Origin of the sequence: Mesorhizobium sp. M1342 (assembly GCF_040317955.1) — a bacterium.
In the GTDB taxonomy this organism is placed as follows: domain Bacteria; phylum Pseudomonadota; class Alphaproteobacteria; order Rhizobiales; family Rhizobiaceae; genus Mesorhizobium.
In genome coordinates this window covers 24,045-42,492 of record NZ_JAMYLI010000022.1, presented here as the reverse complement: position 1 = coordinate 42,492, position 18,448 = coordinate 24,045, and the positions used below count along the sequence as shown (strand labels likewise).

Annotated in this window: 16 protein-coding genes; 11 read left to right on the top strand and 5 right to left on the bottom strand. The window is 64.7% G+C overall.

Annotated elements, in window-relative coordinates:
- The first annotated feature begins 198 nt into the window (after positions 1 to 198).
- Complete coding sequence (locus NKH06_RS22285; RefSeq protein WP_127320442.1) at positions 199 to 624, top strand: low affinity iron permease family protein; 426 nt, start codon at positions 199 to 201, stop codon at positions 622 to 624.
- A 3-nt stretch (positions 625 to 627) separates the two neighbouring features.
- Here the strand turns inward: NKH06_RS22285 and NKH06_RS22280 are convergent, their stop codons facing one another.
- Positions 628 to 1,494, bottom strand: coding sequence for an SDR family NAD(P)-dependent oxidoreductase (locus tag NKH06_RS22280; protein WP_352753403.1), 867 nt, complete (start codon positions 1,492 to 1,494; stop codon positions 628 to 630).
- Between the two features lie 187 nt (positions 1,495 to 1,681).
- On the opposite strand from NKH06_RS22280, the gene NKH06_RS22275 reads away from it, so the two are divergent.
- Positions 1,682 to 1,963, top strand: coding sequence for a hypothetical protein (locus NKH06_RS22275; protein ID WP_023813121.1), 282 nt, complete (start codon positions 1,682 to 1,684; stop codon positions 1,961 to 1,963).
- A gap of 53 nt (positions 1,964 to 2,016) precedes the next feature.
- Here the strand turns inward: NKH06_RS22275 and NKH06_RS22270 are convergent, their stop codons facing one another.
- Positions 2,017 to 2,592 carry a TMEM175 family protein gene (locus NKH06_RS22270; RefSeq protein ID WP_127293041.1) on the bottom strand — a complete coding sequence of 192 codons (576 nt, stop codon included), beginning with the start codon at positions 2,590 to 2,592 and terminating at the stop codon, positions 2,017 to 2,019.
- Positions 2,593 to 2,834: 242 nt separating this feature from the next.
- On the opposite strand from NKH06_RS22270, the gene NKH06_RS22265 reads away from it, so the two are divergent.
- Both NKH06_RS22265 and NKH06_RS22260 read left to right on the top strand, forming a co-directional pair.
- On the top strand, positions 2,835 to 3,236 hold the full coding sequence (locus NKH06_RS22265) for an SH3 domain-containing protein (protein ID WP_023813119.1): 402 nt from the start codon (positions 2,835 to 2,837) through the stop codon (positions 3,234 to 3,236).
- 184 nt (positions 3,237 to 3,420) lie between these two features.
- A complete protein-coding gene (locus tag NKH06_RS22260) occupies positions 3,421 to 4,632 on the top strand; it encodes an MFS transporter (RefSeq protein WP_352753405.1) in 1,212 nt (403 codons plus the stop codon).
- 33 nt (positions 4,633 to 4,665) lie between these two features.
- On the opposite strand, the gene NKH06_RS22255 is transcribed toward NKH06_RS22260, so the two are convergent.
- Together NKH06_RS22255 and NKH06_RS22250 are read right to left on the bottom strand one after the other, a co-directional pair.
- Positions 4,666 to 6,138 carry an MATE family efflux transporter gene (locus NKH06_RS22255; RefSeq protein WP_128303511.1) on the bottom strand — a complete coding sequence of 491 codons (1,473 nt, stop codon included), beginning with the start codon at positions 6,136 to 6,138 and terminating at the stop codon, positions 4,666 to 4,668.
- 169 nt (positions 6,139 to 6,307) lie between these two features.
- The gene (locus NKH06_RS22250; protein WP_352753408.1) at positions 6,308 to 7,786 is read right to left on the bottom strand and encodes an esterase-like activity of phytase family protein; all 1,479 of its coding nucleotides are present in this window, start codon (positions 7,784 to 7,786) and stop codon (positions 6,308 to 6,310) included.
- 218 nt (positions 7,787 to 8,004) lie between these two features.
- Here NKH06_RS22250 and NKH06_RS22245 point away from each other — a divergent pair, with 218 nt between their 5' ends.
- A complete protein-coding gene (locus tag NKH06_RS22245; protein ID WP_128303513.1) occupies positions 8,005 to 10,416 on the top strand; it encodes a GcvT family protein in 2,412 nt (803 codons plus the stop codon).
- A gap of 12 nt (positions 10,417 to 10,428) precedes the next feature.
- Complete coding sequence (locus tag NKH06_RS22240) at positions 10,429 to 11,982, top strand: trimethylamine methyltransferase family protein (protein ID WP_128303514.1); 1,554 nt, start codon at positions 10,429 to 10,431, stop codon at positions 11,980 to 11,982.
- Positions 11,983 to 12,124: 142 nt separating this feature from the next.
- Here NKH06_RS22240 and NKH06_RS22235 read toward each other — a convergent pair whose 3' ends face one another.
- A complete protein-coding gene (locus NKH06_RS22235) occupies positions 12,125 to 13,150 on the bottom strand; it encodes a LacI family DNA-binding transcriptional regulator (protein WP_128303515.1) in 1,026 nt (341 codons plus the stop codon).
- A 196-nt stretch (positions 13,151 to 13,346) separates the two neighbouring features.
- Between NKH06_RS22235 and NKH06_RS22230 the strand changes: the two genes are divergently transcribed.
- From NKH06_RS22230 to NKH06_RS22210, 5 genes are all read left to right on the top strand, one after another.
- Positions 13,347 to 14,378 (top strand): Gfo/Idh/MocA family protein, encoded by a 1,032-nt coding sequence (locus NKH06_RS22230; RefSeq protein WP_352892565.1) that lies wholly within the window; start codon positions 13,347 to 13,349, stop codon positions 14,376 to 14,378.
- Positions 14,375 to 15,283: a sugar phosphate isomerase/epimerase family protein gene (locus NKH06_RS22225; RefSeq protein ID WP_352722477.1), complete on the top strand. Its 909-nt coding sequence runs from the start codon at positions 14,375 to 14,377 to the stop codon at positions 15,281 to 15,283. Before NKH06_RS22230 ends, NKH06_RS22225 begins: the two co-directional genes overlap by 4 nt.
- 103 nt (positions 15,284 to 15,386) lie before the next feature.
- Positions 15,387 to 16,400: a substrate-binding domain-containing protein gene (locus NKH06_RS22220; protein ID WP_023813111.1), complete on the top strand. Its 1,014-nt coding sequence runs from the start codon at positions 15,387 to 15,389 to the stop codon at positions 16,398 to 16,400.
- An 89-nt stretch (positions 16,401 to 16,489) separates the two neighbouring features.
- On the top strand, positions 16,490 to 17,287 hold the full coding sequence (locus NKH06_RS22215; protein WP_023813110.1) for an ATP-binding cassette domain-containing protein: 798 nt from the start codon (positions 16,490 to 16,492) through the stop codon (positions 17,285 to 17,287).
- Entirely contained in the window at positions 17,284 to 18,333 is a 1,050-nt protein-coding gene (locus tag NKH06_RS22210) for an ABC transporter permease (RefSeq protein ID WP_023813109.1), read from the top strand. The genes NKH06_RS22215 and NKH06_RS22210 overlap by 4 nt, the downstream gene beginning before the upstream one ends.
- The last annotated feature ends 115 nt before the right edge of the window (positions 18,334 to 18,448 follow it).

The following is an 18,448-nucleotide window of genomic DNA, read 5'->3' as shown; positions in this document are numbered from 1 at the left end:
GAGTTAAACCGCTGTGAAGCGGAAGGAACAGGCACTCTCGCCTGCAGGGTCATTGTGACATTGAACCCATAAGGCGTGTTTTCCAGGCTATTCTCCCTATGCGTGTAGGCAATTGTACCTGAGGTATTTGCTTGCATCGGGAACCTGAAACGGTCGCTGATTGTTCTCATCGCGCCGCAGCGTTGAGGATTTCGATAGATGGAAAAGCATTTCACCAAGGTCGCCAACTGGGTCGCCCGCATAGCCGGCCTGCCGCCGACATTCGCCCTCTGTTGCCTGATCGTCATCGTCTGGGCGGTGAGCGGTCCGTTCTTCGGCTTTTCGGACACCTGGCAGCTCGTCATCAACACGGGCACGACCATCATCACCTTCCTGATGGTCTTCCTGATCCAGAACACTCAGAACCGCGACGGCGCGGCGATCCAGGCCAAGCTCGACGAACTGATCCGGGTCGGCAAGGGCCACAACCACTTCATCGGCATCGAGCATCTGACCGAATCCGAAGTCGAGGAAATCCGCGCCAAATGCGAGCGTGCTGCAAAGCGGCATGACGAACAGATCGCCGACATGGCGGCGAAGAAGGTTGTGGCGAAAAAGCGCGGGTCGAAAAAGCAGGCGGCCTGAAAATCAGCCCTTCATGAACGCCGCGAAACTGTCCTTGTGGTCCGGATGCCAGCGCGACAGGGCTGGGCGGTTCTCAATGATATCGCCGATCGCCCAGGCCATGCGCTTTTCATCCAGCGGGCGGGCCGCCTCATTGTCCGGGCACAGGATGTAGAAATCGCCTCTGGTCAGGGATTCCAGCATGAAATCCACAACCTGTTCGCCGGTCCAGGCGCCGGCCGGTTTTTCCGTCGCGCCCTCGGTCAGGCTGGTAAAGGTGAAGCCGGGGATCAGCAGATGGGCAGCGACATGGGCGCCGGGTTCGTTGCGTAACGCATGCGCCAGGCCCTCGGTGAAGGTTTTCACCCCTGCCTTGGAGACATTGTAGGCAAGATTGCCGGGCGGCGTGGTGATGCCTTGCTTGGAGCCGGTGTTGACGATCAGACCCGGCCCGGCCGAGGCCAGCATGCGCGGCGCGAAGGCCTCCACGCCATGCACGACGCCCCAGAAATTGATGTCCAGCAGCCGTTTCCAGGCGTCGCGGTTTTCCCATGGCTTTCCGGGATTGTCGCCGACGCCGGCATTGTTCATCAGCAGCGACACGCCGTCGAAGGCGCCGAACGCCCTCTCGGCGAGGCGGTCCACCTCATCCGCCTTCGAAACGTCGGCGGCGACGGCAAGCACGGCATCGTCGCCGGCAATCGCAGAAACGGCGCGCGAGGCGTCGTCAAGCCGCGCGCCGCCAATGTCGGCCAGCACGATCTTCATGCCCATCAGTGCAAGCCGCTTGGCGGCCGCCAGACCGATGCCGCTGGCGGCGCCGGTGATCACGGCGGCATTGCCCGGGGCAAGCGCGGGCAGGGCGGTCTGGATCTCGGCGTCGGTGATCATGAGCGATGGGTTCCTTGTTCGATGCGCCGAACTTAGCGCCGGAACCGGTCGGTGCAAGCCTCTGCTCGCCTTGTCGGGTTGACCAGTTCGGTCGAGGCTGCGCATGTTGCCCTTTGCCTCCGCAAAAGAGATTTTGCCCTGGGGACAAAACAAACTTTAGCCCTGGGGACAAACGGAGATTTCCTGATTGACGGACTGGGTTGCAATCCTGAAAGAACAGACCGCCATTGGCGACCAGATGGGCCGCGAGGTGCCGCAGATGCTGGCCAATCCCGACATCAGCGAAACGCAGGTGAAGACGCTCTTTTCCGCCCTGGAGAAACAAGCCGAGTTCGTCGAGAAGCTGCGCATGGCGCTGGAAAAGTTCGGCCATGATTTCTCGATCATCAAGGCCGCGGAACGGCTGGAGGAGCGCTATGCCGACCTTGCCGCATCGGTGGCGGAAAAACTGAAAGCGATGCGCAAGTAGCGCAACTCTGGGAAAGACGTGCAACGCTTTGCCTTGAAAATGCGTGAAGACAGCTACTTTTCAATCACCCGCGCAAAGCGCGTATCCGGTACGAGCCATATCATCGCGACCAGCACATAGAGCGCGACGCCGATCCACTGGCTGACGAAGGTCAGCACGACGGCTGCGATGTAGACAGCCAGGGAGAGCTTCCCCTTGCGGTCAGTACCCAGCGCCTTGGCAAAAGCGGTATCATTGCCGTGCAGGCGATGCAGCGCGGCGGCGAGTATGGTGTAGGCGATGGCGCATAGCGCGAGGTCGGTGCCATAGACCGCGACCGGCACCGGCGCAAAGTGGTTCTCGCCCATGAAGGCTGTGGTCACCGGCATCAGCGACAGCCAGAACAGCAGATTGAGGTTGGCCCACAGCACGCGCCCGTCGACCCGCTGCACGGCGTGGAACATGTTGTGCAGGTTGTTCCAGTAGATGCCGACATTGATGAAGGACAGCACGTAGCAGAAGAAGATCGGCCACAACGGCACCAGGGCGGAGAAGTCCTCGCCATGCGGCACTTTCAACTCAAGCACCATGATGGTGATGATGATGGCCACGACACCATCGGTGAATGCCTCGACCCTGCCTTTGCCCATGGATCCCACCTTTGCCCGCGATGAATTGTCGAAAGAGAGAGTAAACGCTAGCGGATGTTGGGGAGCCAATAAATGGCAACCGGGGAATTCCTCAACCATGTCCAAGGAAAATCCGGCATCAGTCCCGCTGGTCAGGACGATTACGGCCGCCCACCGTTGACTTTTCTTGGCTTGGCCGCTCCTCTTGCAGGGCAGTCTTGGCCGAAGCAGATGTACGGCTGGGATTCGAATGGAGGGGACTGATGAGATTTCGTTTTCTGCTTGTGGTCGCGACCATCCTGGCCGCGGTCTTCGGGACGTCGGCCGCGGCCTTCGCCTACAGCGCCCACACCTCGACCAACCTCAACGTCCGCAGCGGGCCGGGAGCGGGATACGCCAGGGTCGGAACGCTGCCCGCCGGCTTCAGGGTCAATGTCACCGGCTGCCAGCCGGGCTGGTGTAGAATCCACGGCGGCGGCGTGAGCGGCTGGGCCAGCGCCGGTTATCTCGAACGCTCCCAGATCGTTCGCCCGCCGATCATCATCGTGCGCCCGCCGCATCGGCCGCACTGGCAGCACAGGCCGCACCGTCCTCCGCACCATCGCCCGCCGCACAAGCCGCGCCCCGGCAAGTGCAAGATCGCGCCCGGCTTCCCCTGCAGGTGAGGCCGACCGGTTGAGCGATAGATGACGGATCGGAGCCGCTGGCCCCGATCCGAGCCTGTTCAGCCGGCAGATATCCCGCTCAAGCAATGTCCACGGTGCTGTCAGGAGCCTCCCTGTCGGCTGGAACGTCGTGGATGAAACCGCGTTAAATCCTCGATCCCCGAAATTGGTGACGAGGTTGGCCATGGCCATTCGCAATTTTGCGCATACGCACGAAGGAGTAGGTGGCGACGCTCTTGCAATCCCCACCGTCGCCGCGATGATTGCGGTGCTGTTTGCCGGCAGCACGGTGCTGACGCCGCTCTATATCGTGTACAAGCAGCAATTCGGCTTTTCACAAATCACCCTGACGCTGATCTACGCCGTGTATGTCGTCGGCAATCTGGCGGCATTGGTGATGTTCGGCGGGGTGTCCGATGTCGTCGGGCGCCGGCCCGCGAGCCTGGCGGCGATGCTTGTCGCCATCGTCAGTGCGCTTGTCTTCCTGTTTGCCGGAAACGTCGTCTCGCTCGACGTCGCCCGCATCCTGAGCGGGCTTGGCATCGGCGTCGGCGCGGGGACCGGAACTGCGTGGATTGCCGAGCTTCTTCCCGGCGCGGACAAGTCGCGCGCCAGTGTGATCGCCACCAGCACCAATTTCCTCGGCCTCGGCTTCGGCGCACTGATTTCGGGACTTCTGGCTGAATATGAGCCATGGCCGTTGCGGCTGATCTTCATCGTCTATCTGGCAGCACTTTTGGTGGTAACGATCCTGGTCTGGCGCACTCGCGAAACGGTGGCGAAGCCGGGCGGCCTGCGGCGGCTTTCCTTGCGGCCGCAACTTTCCGTCCCGGAGGAAATCCGTGCGCGCTTCGTCGCGCCGGCGGTGACCGGCTTCGGCGCGATGGCGCTGGTCGGGTTCTACGCCGCGTTGGCGCCGAGCATCCTGGCGCAGCAGCTGCATGTGACCAACCACGCCGTCGCCGGCGCGCTGTTCTTCGAACTGGCGATCGTCACCGCGATCAGCATTGTCGTTCTGATGCACATGAAGAGCAACAAAGCGATGCTGGCTGCGCTGGCATTGATGATCCCAAGCGTCTCGTTGGTGGTGGCGGCGCAGACACTGGCCTCGATGGCACTGATGGTTGCTGCGACGGCCTGTTGCGGCGTTGCGGCGGCGCTTGGTTACCGTGGCGGGCTGCAAGTGGTGAACGAGATCGCGCCAAAGGCTCGTCGCGCCGAAGTGGTGTCCAGCTTCTTCATCTGCTGCTTTGTCGGCAACGCCTTGCCCGTCATCGGCATCGGCATCGTTTCGACCTATGCCAGTCCTATCACTGCCAGCCTGGCATTCGCCGGCGTGATCGTGGCGTTTGCGTTGGTGGCACCGGCTTTTGAGCTGAAACAACACGGGCGTTGAGCCCTGGAGCTGTCCAGCGGAACCGGGTTGGCTTCAGCCGTTCGGTGTTTCAGGCGAAAGATGCGCGCGTCCGCGCGGCACGCCAAGACCGGTGTCCGGCGGCTCGCCGGCGGCCGGCCTGTTCTCGATCATGTGCGTGGTGCGCCAGCGGCCGAAACGGTAGTAGGCAGCGGCCAGTACAAGCGAGCTGATCGAACCCACCGGGAAACTCCACCACAGCGCTTCCTCGCCGATCACGCCACGCATGAAATAGGCAAAGCCGGTGCGCACGATCAGCACCGAAATGACCAGGATGATCAGCGGCGGCATCACGGCACCCGTGGCTCGTACGGTGGCAAACAGCACGATGGTTATGCCGAACAGGATGAACGACCACGAGGCGACATTGTTGATGTGGACGGCGATGTCGATCGCAGCACTATCGCTGCTCAGGAACAGGCTCAGCACCGAACGGTCGAAAACCGACAGCACGGCAACCAGCGCGCCGGTCAGGACCAGGTTGAAGCCGACGCCGGAGGCGGCGATGCGGCCGATCCGGTCCCAGCGCCCGGCGCCGACATTTTGTGCCGCCATCGAGGACACCGCGGCGCCGATGGCGAGCGCCGGCATCTGGATGTAGGTCCACAGTTGGGCGGCGATGCCGTAAGCGGCCGCGACCTGCGAGCCGTTGGAGTTGACCATGCCCATCACTGTCAATGCAGCCGCGGAGATGACGATCATCTGCAGACCCATCGGCACGCCCTTGAAGACGACGATGCGCAGCAAGGTGGGATCGGGCCGCAGCAGAGCGAGGTTGGCGCCGGCCAGCCGCAGCGGATGCTTGCGCACATAGAGCACGATCAGGATGGCGATCACGCTTACCGTCTGGCCGATCAGCGTCGACGTGGCGGAGCCGGCGATACCGAGTTCGGGAAACGGCCCGATGCCGGCGATGAGCAATGGGTTGAGCACGATGTCGAGGACGACGGCCAGCGCCATGAAGAAGAAGGGCGTGCGTGAATCGCCGGCACCGCGCAGCACGGTCATGACGAAGGACAGAAGGTTCATCATCGGCACGGCGACGAAGATGATGCGCAGATAGGAGCGCGCCAGCGGCAAGGCATCGGCCGGTGTGCCGAGCGTGTTGAGAATGGCGTCGACCCAGATCCAGCCGCAGACCGCGAAGACAACCGAGACGAGGAAGAAGAACGTCGCGCTGGTGCCGACGATGCGGCGCGCCTCGGGCAGGTCGCGGGCACCGACCGACTGGGCCACCAGGATGGTGGCCGCCATGCCGATGCCGAACACAGTGCCGAGGATCAGGAACAGGACGAGGTTGGCGTTGGAGGTGGCGGTCAGCGCCGATTCGCCGAGGAAACGGCCGACCCAGACGGCGTTGATCGAACCGTTGAGCGACTGCAGCACGTTGGAGCCGAGCACCGGCAGGGCGAACAGCAGAAGCGTGCGCGGGATCGGGCCGCTGGTCAGGTCGCCGGTGCCCCGGCGCGCGGGCATTTTTTCGTCCATGGCGGGCAGCTCGGCGGATGGTGATTTGGATCCAGTCCACGATGATATCGCAGGCGGGACCGAGATGCACCCTTGCGAACGCGCCGCACGGCTGAAAGCCGCTGCCCCCCGTTCATATCAGCCGCTGCCCCAGCGGACGCGCCAAGCGCGCCCGTCCGTGCAGTGGTCGTTACTTCTTGGCCAGACCCGGCAGCGTGACCTGATAGACCAGGAACATGGTGTCGACATTGGCGCCGTCTTCCGCCTTGTAGGGCGCGCCGACCTGGAAACCGTCCTGGGCAAGGAAGTCGTTGTCGTTGGCGACGAACAGGAAGTAGTCGTCGGGCAGCTTCGCATCGAGCACGCTGACCACCGACATCGCCTCCCACTTCTCGGACAGGTTGTTCTTGTCGTTCGGCGCGCCATTGTGCAGGCCGAAGCGGCCGAGCTCGGCACTGTCGTTGATGTCGATGAATGGCGTCAGCTTGGCCGGTGTCACCGATGGGTCGACGACGCCCTTGGGGGCGACCGGCTTGTCAGCGGCATCGAAGGCGCTGTCGGCGATGTCGGTCGCGGTGGATAGGTCGACGACGTTGACCTGGCGATAGAGCGAGGCATCGCCCTTCAGGCCCTGGCCGTTGCCGCTGTCGCGCGCCAGCATCAGGAAGGTCTGATCCGACAGTGCCACGATCTCGCTCTGCGCGGCGACCTTGGTCTTGCCCTTGGCATCCTTGAACACCGGCAGCGGCACGACATACTCATGCGCCAGCTTGAGATGGCCGAGGTCGGATGCGTCGTAGACCAGGGCGCGGGTGTTCTGGCGCGTGGCGGGCGAATCGCCGCCGTCCTGCCTTGTCGCCGACTGCAGCACGGCGATCACGAACTTGCCGTCCGGCGTCAGTGCCATGCCTTCAAGGCCCTGGTTGTTCTGGCGGCCGGTTTCGGGATCCTTCGGATCGGGCTCGGCGGCACCGGGTCCCGGATTGTCCGAGGCGAAGTTCGGCGTGCCGTGGCGCATCGGCACGAGGGCGGCCGGTGGCTGGGTTGCCGACAGCAGATGCCCGTCGGCGGAAAACCGATAGATGTTCGGGCCGTATTCGTCGGAGATGAACATCGAACCATCGGGCAGCCGCACGATCGCCTCGTTGTCGAGCGCCAGCTTGCCATTGTCGGCTTGCGGCAGGATCGGCATGTCGCCGCTTGCCGCGCGCACGCCGTTGAGCGGGTCGAGGCCGGTGGCATCAGCGCCCTTGTCGTCGGTGAGCAGCATGGTGTCGGCGAGCGTCGCCTTGACGCCCGTCTGCTCCTGGCCGGCAGCGGGTGCGGCACCCAATGCGGTCGGCATGAATTCTATGCCGATGGTGTTGAGGCGCGGCCGGTAGTCGGTGGTGCCGACGACATTGTAGCCGCGGTCGGGCAGCAGCCAGAGCGAACCCTTGTAACCATCGGCGCCGTGCGTCCAGCCTGATGTGTCGATCGCCATGCCGGAGCCCGAGCCGAAGGTCTCGCCGAACTTGTCGCGCTGAGCGGCCGGGATGCGGCCGACACCGACCAGCCCCTTGTTGACGAGGCCGCCGACGGTCGCGGTGCTGTCGGCGAGCGCCGGCGTCAAGGCGGTGAACAAGGCCAGCGCGACGCCGAGCGACGCGGTTCGGTACAGGTGTTTCATGGATAATCCTCTTTGTGACGGATGTGCCGCGAGGCGCGACATCGATGATGCCGCGCAGGCCTCCCCGAAACGCGGTCTACGGCGCGAACATGATGCTTACGTGACAGCGCGCGGTGCATGCCGGCGGTCGACGAAAAACGATGCGCGCGCGCGGCACTAGACACTTATGTCCAGTGAATATATGCTCCAGCCTTCGGACTAACCGTGGAGGGGAAGCCTTGAAGTCGCACTACCGCGCAGTCGTCATCGGAGGTGGCGTGGTTGGAGCCTCGGTGCTCTATCACCTGACGCGGTTCGGCTGGAGGGATGTGGCGCTGATCGAGCGCGCCGAACTGACGGCCGGTTCGACGTGGCACGCGGCGGCAGGCTTCCATTCGCTCAACGCGGATCCCAACGTGGCGGCGCTGCAGGACTACACCATCAATCTCTACCGGGAGATCGAGGCCGAATCCGGCTGGGATATCGGCCTGCACATGAAGGGCGGCGTCAACATCGCCAGCGATCCCGCGCGCTGGGAGTGGCTGAAATCGGCCTGGGCGGTGTTCCAGTCGGTCGGCATCGAGACCGCTAGGTTGGTAACGCCCGATGAGATCAAGACGATCTGCCCGATCGTCGACGTCACCGGTGTGCTTGGCGGGCTGCATGATTCCAACGAAGGCCATCTCGACCCGTACGGCACGACGCATGCCTATGCGGGTGCTGCGAAGAAGCGCGGCGCCGACATCATCCTGCGCAACCGGGTCGTCGAGTTGAAGCCGCGCGCCGACGGTCGCTGGGATGTCATCACGGAGCAGGGCACCATCATCGCCGAGCATGTCGTCAATGCCGGCGGGCTGTGGGCAAAGCAGCTCGGCCGCATGGCCGGCGTCGACCTGCCGGTGACGCCGATGGAGCACCATTATTTCATCACTGAGGACATTCCCGAGATCGCGGCGCTGGACAGGGAAATCGGCATCGCCGTCGATCTCGATGGCTTTTCGTATCTCCGGCAGGAGCGCAAGGGCGTGCTGCTGGGCGTTTACGAGCAGAATCCGAAGCACTGGAACATGGATGGTGCGCCATGGGACTACGGCATCGAGCTGATCCCGGAAGACATCGATCGCATCAGCCCGGAACTCGCCAAGGCGCATGAGCGCTTCCCTTGCCTGGCGACTGCCGGCATCCGCAAATGGGTCAACGGTGCCTTCACCTTCACCCCGGACGGCAATCCGATTGTCGGGCCGGTGCGGGGGCTGAAGAATTACTGGGTCGCCTGCGGCGTCATGGCCGGTTTCAGCCAGGGCGGCGGCGTCGGCAAGTCGCTGGCCGAATGGATGATTTACGGCGAACCGCAGGCCGACATTTTTGGCATGGACATCGCCCGCTACGGCGCCTTCGCCGCCAACCGGGAATATCTCAAGCAGACCACGCGCCAGTTCTATTCGCGCCGCTTCGTCATGACCTTTCCCAATGAACGGCTGCCCGCCGGCCGGCCGCTGAAACGCCCCGGCGCCTATGACGGCATGACGGCCGCGGGATGCGAATGGACGGCTTCCTGGGGGCTGGAAATCCCGGCCTATTTCGCGCCGATGGGATTTGCCGAGAACACGACGCTGCGGCGCTCCAACGCCTTCGACATCGTCGGCGACGAGGCGCTGCAGGTGCGGCGCGCCGCCGGTCTCGTCGATATCTCGGCCTATTCGCGCTATGCGGTGGCGGGGCCAGGTGCGGAAGCCTGGCTCGACCGGCTGCTCGCCTGCAAGCTGCCGAAACCCGGACGGGCCGGCCTGGCGCCAATGCTCGGTCTTGACGGACGGCTGAAGGGCGACCTCACCGTCTTCAACTGGGGCGGCGGCAGCTATTGGCTGATGGGCTCCTACTATCTCCGGGAATTCCACATGCGCTGGTTCGAGAGCCATGCGGCTGAAGGCGTCACCGTCGCCGACCTGTCCGACACGATGAGCGGCTTTCTGCTGACCGGGCCGAACGCGCGCAAAATACTGGAGCGAACGACGCATCAGGATGTTTCCGGCGCAGCGCTGCCGTTCATGGCCTGCGGCGCATTTGATATCGGCATGGTGCAGGCACGTGTTGCGCGGCTGTCGATATCAGGCGAACTCGGCTTCGAAATCAGTTGCCCCGTGACCATGCATGCCACTCTGCGCGACACGCTGCTGGGCGCTGGCGAGGATCTGGGCCTTGCCGAAATCGGCTACTATGCGCTCAATGCGCTGCGGCTGGAGAAGAGCTTTGGCATCTGGTCGCGCGAATTCACGCAAGGCTACACGCCGGGCCAGACCGGTCTCGACCGGTTCATCGCTTTCGGCAAGAGCGACTTCATCGGCCGCGAAGCTGCCTTGAAACAGCGCGAGGCCGGTAGCGGCCAAAGCCTTGTGACCCTGGAAATCGATGCGTTCGACGCCGACGCCAGCGGCTTCGAGCCGGTCTGGTATCAGGGCCGACGCGTCGGCTTCGTCACGTCGGGCGGCTATGGCTATACGGTCGGCAAGAGCCTGGCGCTGGCGCTGGTCGACCGCGATGTTGCAGGCGAGGGCACCGCGCTCTCCGTAAATGTCGTGGGTGAGGAACGGCCGGCGCATGTCGTCGCGGCCTCGCCCTACGATCCCGAGGGCAAGGCAATGCGGCAATGAGGAGGATTTCCGATGGTCGATGACGCGGCACGGGATGGCAGGCGCGAACGCCGGCGTGGACGCACGGGCGAGGCCGGCAGCGAAAGCAGCCGCCGGCCGAATTACCATTCGCTGAAGAACCCGTTCCTGCCGCAGCCGATCTTTTCGGACGATCAGGTGGCCGCGATTCACGACACCGCGCTGCGGGTGCTGGAAGAGCTCGGCATCAAGGTGCTGCTGCCGCAGGCGCGTGAGCTTTTCGCCAGCGCCGGCGCGCTGGTCGATCCGGACACCGACATGGTGCGCATCGGGCGCGACATGGTGACGACGGCACTCGCCTCGGCGCCGAGATCGATCCACGCTCACGCCGGTTCGCGCGCCCGCGATCTGACGCTGGAGCTCGGCTCGATGACCTTCCTGGCCGGATGCGGGGCGCCGAACGTCACCGATCTCGAGCGCGGCCGGCGGCCGGGAACACTGGCGGATTTCGAGGATCTCATGCGGCTGGTGCAGCATTTCGACGTGCTGCATATGCTGGGGCCCTGCATCGAACCGCAGGATGTCGACAACCGCTTTCGGCACTATGCCGTCAACCGCGCGCAGCTGACGCTGTCGGACAAGTTTCCATTCGTCTTCGCGCGCGGCACGCCGCAAGTCCAGGACGGGTTCGAGATGCTTCGTCTGGCGCGCGGCCTGTCGCAGGACGAGTTTCTGGCAAATGCATATTGCTACACCGTCATCAACACCAACTCGCCGCGCCAGCTCGACATCCCGATGGCGCAAGGCATCATCGATTTCGCCCGCGCGGGCCAAATCTCCGTCATCACGCCGTTCTGCCTGGCAGGCGCCATGGCGCCGATCACGGTGGCCGGCGCGTTGACGCTGCAGCACGCCGAAGCGCTGGCCGGGCTGACGCTGGCGCAGATCGTGCGGCCGGGTGCGCCGGTCGTCTATGGCTCGTTCTCTTCCAATGTCGACATGAAATCCGGTGCGCCGGCCTTCGGTACGCCCGAGCATGTCAAGGCGACGCTGGGCGCCGGCCAGCTGGCGCGCTTCACCGGACTGCCGTGGCGGTCCGGCGGCGGCAGTGCCGCAAACATCTCGGATGCGCAGGCCGCGCACGAAACGCAGTTCGCGCTGTGGGGTTCGGTACTGGCTGGGGCGACGATGTGCATCCATGCCGCCGGCTGGCTGGAGGGCGGCCTCAGTGTCTCCTTCGAGAAGCTGATCACCGACATCGAGGCGCTGCAGACGGTGGCTGAACTCTGTGCCGTAACCCCGGGTGACAGCGATGCCATCGGTTTCGAGGCGATCGCCGAGGTGCAGCCGGGCGGCCATTTCTTCTCGGCCGGCCACACCATGGTGCGCTACCGCACCGCCTTCTACGAACCGCTGGTGGCCGACTGGTCGAATTTCGGCAATTGGACGCAAAGTGGGTCGAAGACGGCGAGCGAGCGCGCCACCGGCGTCTGGAGGCGGGTGCTTTCCGATTTCGCGCCGCCGGCAACGGCTGCCGCCACCGCCGGCGTGCTGGATGAGTTTATCGCGCGGCGCACGGCAGAGGGCGGAGCGGCGCCGGTGTCTTAAGGCCGGCTCTCGCTGATCGCCCTGGTTGTGGCGCGATCCGGAGCCTACAGCGCCTCCCGCGCATTCAAGGTTGCGGCCGGTGCACTGCGGCACCGGTGTGCTGTTTGAGGGGAGGACGACATCGGCGGTCCTGCTGCCACCATCAATCGCTGTCGCGTGCGACCAGCTCCAGCGGCCAGACCTCGCGGATGATCCGCGGCCCCTCCGGGCCGGCGAAGGCGGGAAGCGACGCCAGCAGCATTTCGGCGAGGCGTTGTCCCATTGGCTCCAGCGCCGGGCGGAAGGCGGTCAGCGCCGGGGAAAAATAGCGGCAGAGCGGCGTGTCGACGATGACGGTCACCGCCATGTCTTGACCCGGCCTGATGCCCATCTCGGCCAGCGCCTTGCAGCCGCCCAGCGCCATTGCGTCATTGTTGAAGATGATGGCGGTCGGCGGGGCCTTGGAGCGCATCACCTGAGGCGTCACCTCGTAGCCGCCGGCCTCGTTGATGAAGCCGGAGGCGATCAGCTCGGGGTCGATCTCGATGCCGTGCCGCTTTAGGGCCTTGCGGTAGCCGGCCAGGAACAAATAGCCGAAGTTGAGGTCGAGCGACGGACGGACGGCTGCGATGCGGCGGTGGCCGCGCGCCACCAGGCGGTCGACGGCGTCGGCGCCGGCCTTCTCGAAATCGAGGTCGAGGGAAGGATAGGACTTGGCCCCGGAGCGACTGCGGCCGAGCGTGGCGAAGGGAAAGCCGGCTTGCGTGAGATAGTCGATGCGCTCGTCCTCGCGCCGCGTCCAGGCCAGCAGCACCGCGTCGGCGCGGCGCGTTTCGACGACACGGCGCAGGCGCTCCTGCTGGTAGTCGCCCGGCGCCCCCATGACCACGGTCAGGTCGAGCCCGCTTTCGGCAAGCCTGGCCTGCAGCCCGATCAGGAATGGAATGAAGAACGGCTCGCCATATTGCTGGTCACCGGGATGCGGCTGCAGCATGAAGGCGATCGAATGGGTGGCGCCTTGCCTCAGGCTGCGGCCGGACTGGTTCGGCGAATAGTTGAGCGTCCTGGCCGCCTCGAGCACGCGCTGGCGCGTGTCGGCATTGACGTCGGCGCGGCCGTTCAGCGCTCGCGACACCGTGCCGATCGAAATGTTCAGGTGACGGGCAAGGTCGTGAATGCTGGATGCCAAGTGACTGTACTCCCCTTGCTTGGCTAGCACCGGTGGCCGCTGAGGCCAAGGCGACAGGACGATTTTCGCCAACGGCCAATTGACATTCTACGCCTTCGGGTGTGTTCTCGTAAACGTTTACGGAAAAACGTTTACGGTCCTGCCGTGAATGCCGTGACGATCGGTCTGGAGGGACCGAGCGGAGGAGGAGCGCTGGATGATCGATGTCGTCCTGGTCGGCTGCGGAGCGATGAGCAAGGCCTGGCTCGATGCCATCAGGCAGATACACGGGCTCACCCTTGTCGGCCTCGTGGATCTCGATGCCGAGAGGGCACGGGCGAGGGCGCGCGAATACGATCTCACCAATGCCGTCATCGGCAGCAATCTCGACGCCGTGCTCGACCAGACCAAACCGCAAGCGGTGTTCGACGTGGTGGTTCCAGCCGCCCGGCGCGAAGTCGCTTTTTCCGCTTTTGCCCACAATTGCCATCTGCTGACGGAAAAGCCGCTCGCCGACAGTCGGGAAAATGCGCGCGCCATCGTCGAGGCCGCGCGCCGCGCCGCGCGCATCCATGCGGTCGTGCAGAACCGCCGCTATGTCGCCGATGTCAGGCGCATCCGCAGGTTCCTGGATTCCGGCGCCATTGGTACGCCGACCAGCATCCACGCCGACTTCTTCGTCGCGCCGCATTTCGGCGGCTTTCGCGAGGAGATGGCGCATGTGCTGCTGCTCGACATGGCGATCCACACCTTCGACGCCGCCCGCTACATGGTCGCCGGCGAGCCGGCCAATGTCTATTGCCAGGAATGGGAGCCGGCCAATTCCTGGTACCGGCAGGGATCGTCGGCCAGCGCCGTCTTCGATCTCGGCCGCGGCAAGGTCTTCACCTATGCCGGCAGCTGGTGCGCCGCCGGCTTCCGCACCAGTTGGGAAAGTACATGGCGCATCGTCGCCGAGCGCGGCAGCCTCATCTGGGACGGTCATGACGACCTGAGGGCAGAAGCAGTGATGCCGGGCCGCGACGGAATGTTCGACAAAACCCAGCCGATCGCGGTGCCGCCGCTCGATGCGTCCGATCGCGTCGGCGGCCATCTCGGCATTCTCCAGGATTTCGTGGACGCCATCGAGACCGGCACCGAGCCGGAAACGCGCGGCGCCGACAACATCAAGAGCCTGGCCATGGTTTTCGGCGCCATCGAAAGCGCCGAGACCGGCCGCCGCGTGACAATCGCAGAGGACGCACAATGACGCCGAACCCGCTTCTCGACATCCGGATCGGCACCATGGTGCGGGCCAATCTCGACGACCCGGCGGCTTACGTCAAACAGATCCTGCCGCTCGGCTTCGAGAGCATCCAACCCTTCTTCTGGCAGACGCTTGGCGGCAAGGACCTGCCGCTTCTCGCCGGCCAGATCCGCGAGGCGATCGGCGATGCCGACGTCACCGTGTCCTCGCTCGGCGTGTTCGGCAATCCGCTGGAAGACGGCGAGGTCGACCGCGGCGTGCTCAAGGCCTGGGAGACGGTGATCGACAACGCGCATCTGTTCGGCACCTCGATGGTCAGCGGCTTCACCGGCCGTCTGCGCGGCAAGCCTCTGCCGGACAGCCTGCCGCGCTTCAAGGAGGTCTGGGGACCGCTGGCCAAGCGCGCCGCCGACAAGGGCGTCCGCATCGCCTTCGAGAACTGCGCCATGGACGGCAACTGGGCCGCCGGCGACTGGAATATCGCCCACAATCCGGACGCCTGGGAGATGATGTTCAACGAAGTGCCGGACGACAATCTGGGCCTCGAATGGGAGCCCTGCCACCAGCTCGTCTATCTGATCGATCCGATGCCGCAGATCCGCAAATGGGCGCCGCGCATCTTCCATGTGCACGGCAAGGACGCGACGGTGCGTTGGGACGTGATCCGCGAGCATGGCGTGTTCGGCCGACTGCCCTTCGTGCAGATGCGCACGCCCGGTTTCGGCGACAGCGACTGGACCCGGGTGATCAGCGAATTGCGACTGGCCGACTACAAGGGGGCCATCGATATCGAAGGCTGGCACGACCCGGTCTATCGCGGCGACCTCGAGATCACCGGCCAGGTGCGGGCGCTGGAATATCTCAAGCAATGCCGGGGAGGGGCCAGCTACCTGCCGAACCCGATGTGAGGATCGGCCGGCGGGAGGAGCCGGCCGGGATGTCTGTAGCGCGCATTGCCGAAGCGAATGTCGAAACCCCTCGCTTGCGAGGACAAAAAGGGAGGATAAGTGCATGAGCATGACGATGAGAAGGACCGTTCTGCGCTCGACCGTCGTGGCCGCCGCCACGGTGCTTGCCGCTGCGATCTCCACCTTGCCCGCGCAGGCGCTCGACGCCAAATGGTGCAAGGATGTCCACATCCGCTTCTTCGTCGGCGGCGCCGAGGGCGACGCTTTCGGCACCATCGTCTATAATGGCGCCAAGCAGGCAGAGACCGATCTCGGGCCGAAGGTCGACTACATCTTCTCCCAGTGGGACATCGAAAAGATGGTGCAGCAACTGCGCGAGGCCATTGCGGTCAAGCCCAACGGCATCGCCATGATGGGCCACCCCGGCGACGCGTCGATCATGCCGCTCGCCAAACAGGCGCACAAGGACGGCATCAAGATGATGTACCAGAACGTGCCGGTGCCAACGGTGACGGCGGCGTTCGGCGGCGGCTATGTCGGCGCCCAGCAGGAGCAACAGGGCCGCGCGCTCGGCGCCGAGGCATTCAAGCTCGGCAAGCTGAAGGCCGGCGACAAGGCGATCATGATCGGCCCGTTCGAGAATGAGGCCCGCGGCGCGCGTGAGCGCGGCACGGTGGCGGCGCTCAAGGAGGCCGGCGTCGAGGTCATCCAGCTGTCCTCGCCGCCGAGCGGCGAATGGGCGTCCGATCCCAATCTGGCCATTCCGGTGATCACCGCGGCGCTGCTCAACAATCCCGACGTCAAGGCGGTCGGCTATCCCGGCGGGCAGATGCTCGGCAATGTCTCGACCTACATGCAGGCGGCGGGACGCAAGGCGGGCGAGATCTTCAATTTCGGCTTTGACACCAGTCCGCAGATCGTCGAGGGCTTCAAGGGCGGCTGGGTGCAATTGACCGCCGACCAGCAACCGTTCCTGCAGGGCTATCTGCCGATCCTCAGCCTCTGCCAGCAGGTGGTGCTGGGGCTGGCGCCGATGAATGTCGACACCGGCGCCGGCTTCGTCACGCCCGAAAATTACGAGATCGTCGCCGAGCTCGCCAAGCAGGCGCTGCGCTGACCTCCCAAGCCGCCGGCCGGGATCTCAGGCCCCGGCCGGTGGGACCGCTGGCGACGAAGCCGGCAAGCGACAATCAAAGCGAGGATCCGATGGCAGAACGCCTCATCGAACTGCGCGACATCAGCAAATCCTATGGCCAGGTCTATGCACTGGGCGGGGTCAATCTCAGCGTCGACCGCGGCGAGGTCGTCGGCCTGCTCGGCGACAATGGCGCCGGCAAGTCGACGCTGATCAAGATCCTCTCCGGCGTGGTCAAGCCGACCAGTGGCGAAATCCTCGTGCGCGGCAAGCCGGTGACCGGGTGGAGCGCCGCGCGTTCGCGCGAGGCCGGCATCGAGACGGTGTTCCAGGACCGGGCGCTGGCCGTGCAGCAGACCATCGTTCGCAACATCTTCATGGGCCGCGAGCTGACCGGATTCCTGGGCTTTCTCAGGGTCAACAAGGAGATCGAGGAGGCAAGCCGGCTGATGCGCGAGATCGGCTTCACCTCGAAAGTGTTCACGCCGCAGTCGATCGTCGGCCAGCTTTCGGGTGGCGAGCGCCAGGGCGTGGCGATCGCCCGCGCCATCTACAAGCAGGCGGAGTTGATCGTCCTCGACGAGCCGACGACGGCGTTGTCGCTGACCGAAACCGCCAAGGTGTTCCATTTCGTGCGCCAGGTGCGGGCGAGCGGCCGCTCGATCCTGTTCATCGGCCACAACATCCATCATGTCTTCGACATCGCCGACCGCTTCGTCGTGCTCGACCGCGGCAAGGTCGCACTGACGACCGACCGCAGCGAGGTCAAGTCGGCCGAAGATCTCATCAACTTCATGGAAGAGGTCGCGCATCCCGGCGGATTGGCCGGGCTGCACGATGCCGGCGACGCGGAGCAGAGAGCACGATGAGCAAGACCATGGAGCCCGACCTGCACGAGCCGTCCGCCGGCATTCCCCGCCCCAGTGCCCAGAAAGAGTGGAAACACCCATCCGATCACTGGATGCGCGGCTTCATCCTCGACAACCGTGCCGCGCTCGGCACGCTCGCCGTGTTCATCGTCATGATGGCGGTGTTCATGATCGCCAACCCGACCGTCTTCACCACCTGGTATCTCTACCGCTCGGTGCTGACGACGCTGCCGGTGGCGCTGTTCGTGGTGGTGCCGCTGGTGTTCGTCGTCACCTGCGGCGAGATCGACCTGTCGTTTCCGGCAACGATGGGCTTCGCCTCATGGGTCTTCGCGCTGGTCGTGCAGGCCGGCTACGATCCGTTTCTCGGCATCGCCGCGGCGCTCGTCACCGGCATGCTGCTCGGCTTCCTGGTAGGCTCGCTGGTGGTCTATGGCGGGCTGTCTTCACTGATCGCCACGCTCGGCATGAATTTCCTGCTGCGCGGCCTGATCCAGATCATCAACGAAGGCAAGTCGATGGCGCTGACCAGCCTCAGCGACAGCTGGGCCTACACGATCTTCTCAAGCCAGCTGCTGGGCATTCCGGTGCAGATCTTCTGGGCCATCGGTTTCGTCGTGCTGTCGGCGATGCTCTATAACCGCCATCGCTTCGGCGCGCAGGTGAGGGTGGTCGGCGACAACCCCGACAGCGCCCAGCAGATGGGCATCGACGTCAAGCGCGTGCGGGTGAAAGTGTTCGTCTTCGTCGGCATTGGTGCTGCGATCGCCGGCACCTTCTCGGTGATGATCAATTTCACCTGGTGGCCGACCGCCGGCGACGGCTATCTCCTGCCGGTGCTGGCCTCGGTGTTCGTCGGCGGCACGCCGACCTGGGGCGGCATCGGCACCGTGGTCGGCGGCGCCATCGGCGCCGTCACCGTGTCGTTCATCCAGACCGGTGTCGTGGCGGCAGGCCTGAGCGGCTTTTACGTCCAGTTCTTCAACGGCCTGATCATCATCCTGTCACTGCTGGGGCATAAGTGGAACCAGGCGCGGTATCGGTGAGGGGCTGTTTCGTTGGCGGACCGCATGCCTTGCGCGGACGCCCATCATTTCGTCATCCACGGGCGAAGCAAGGAGCGTAGCGACGCGGCGCAGACCCGAGGATCCATGCCGCGAC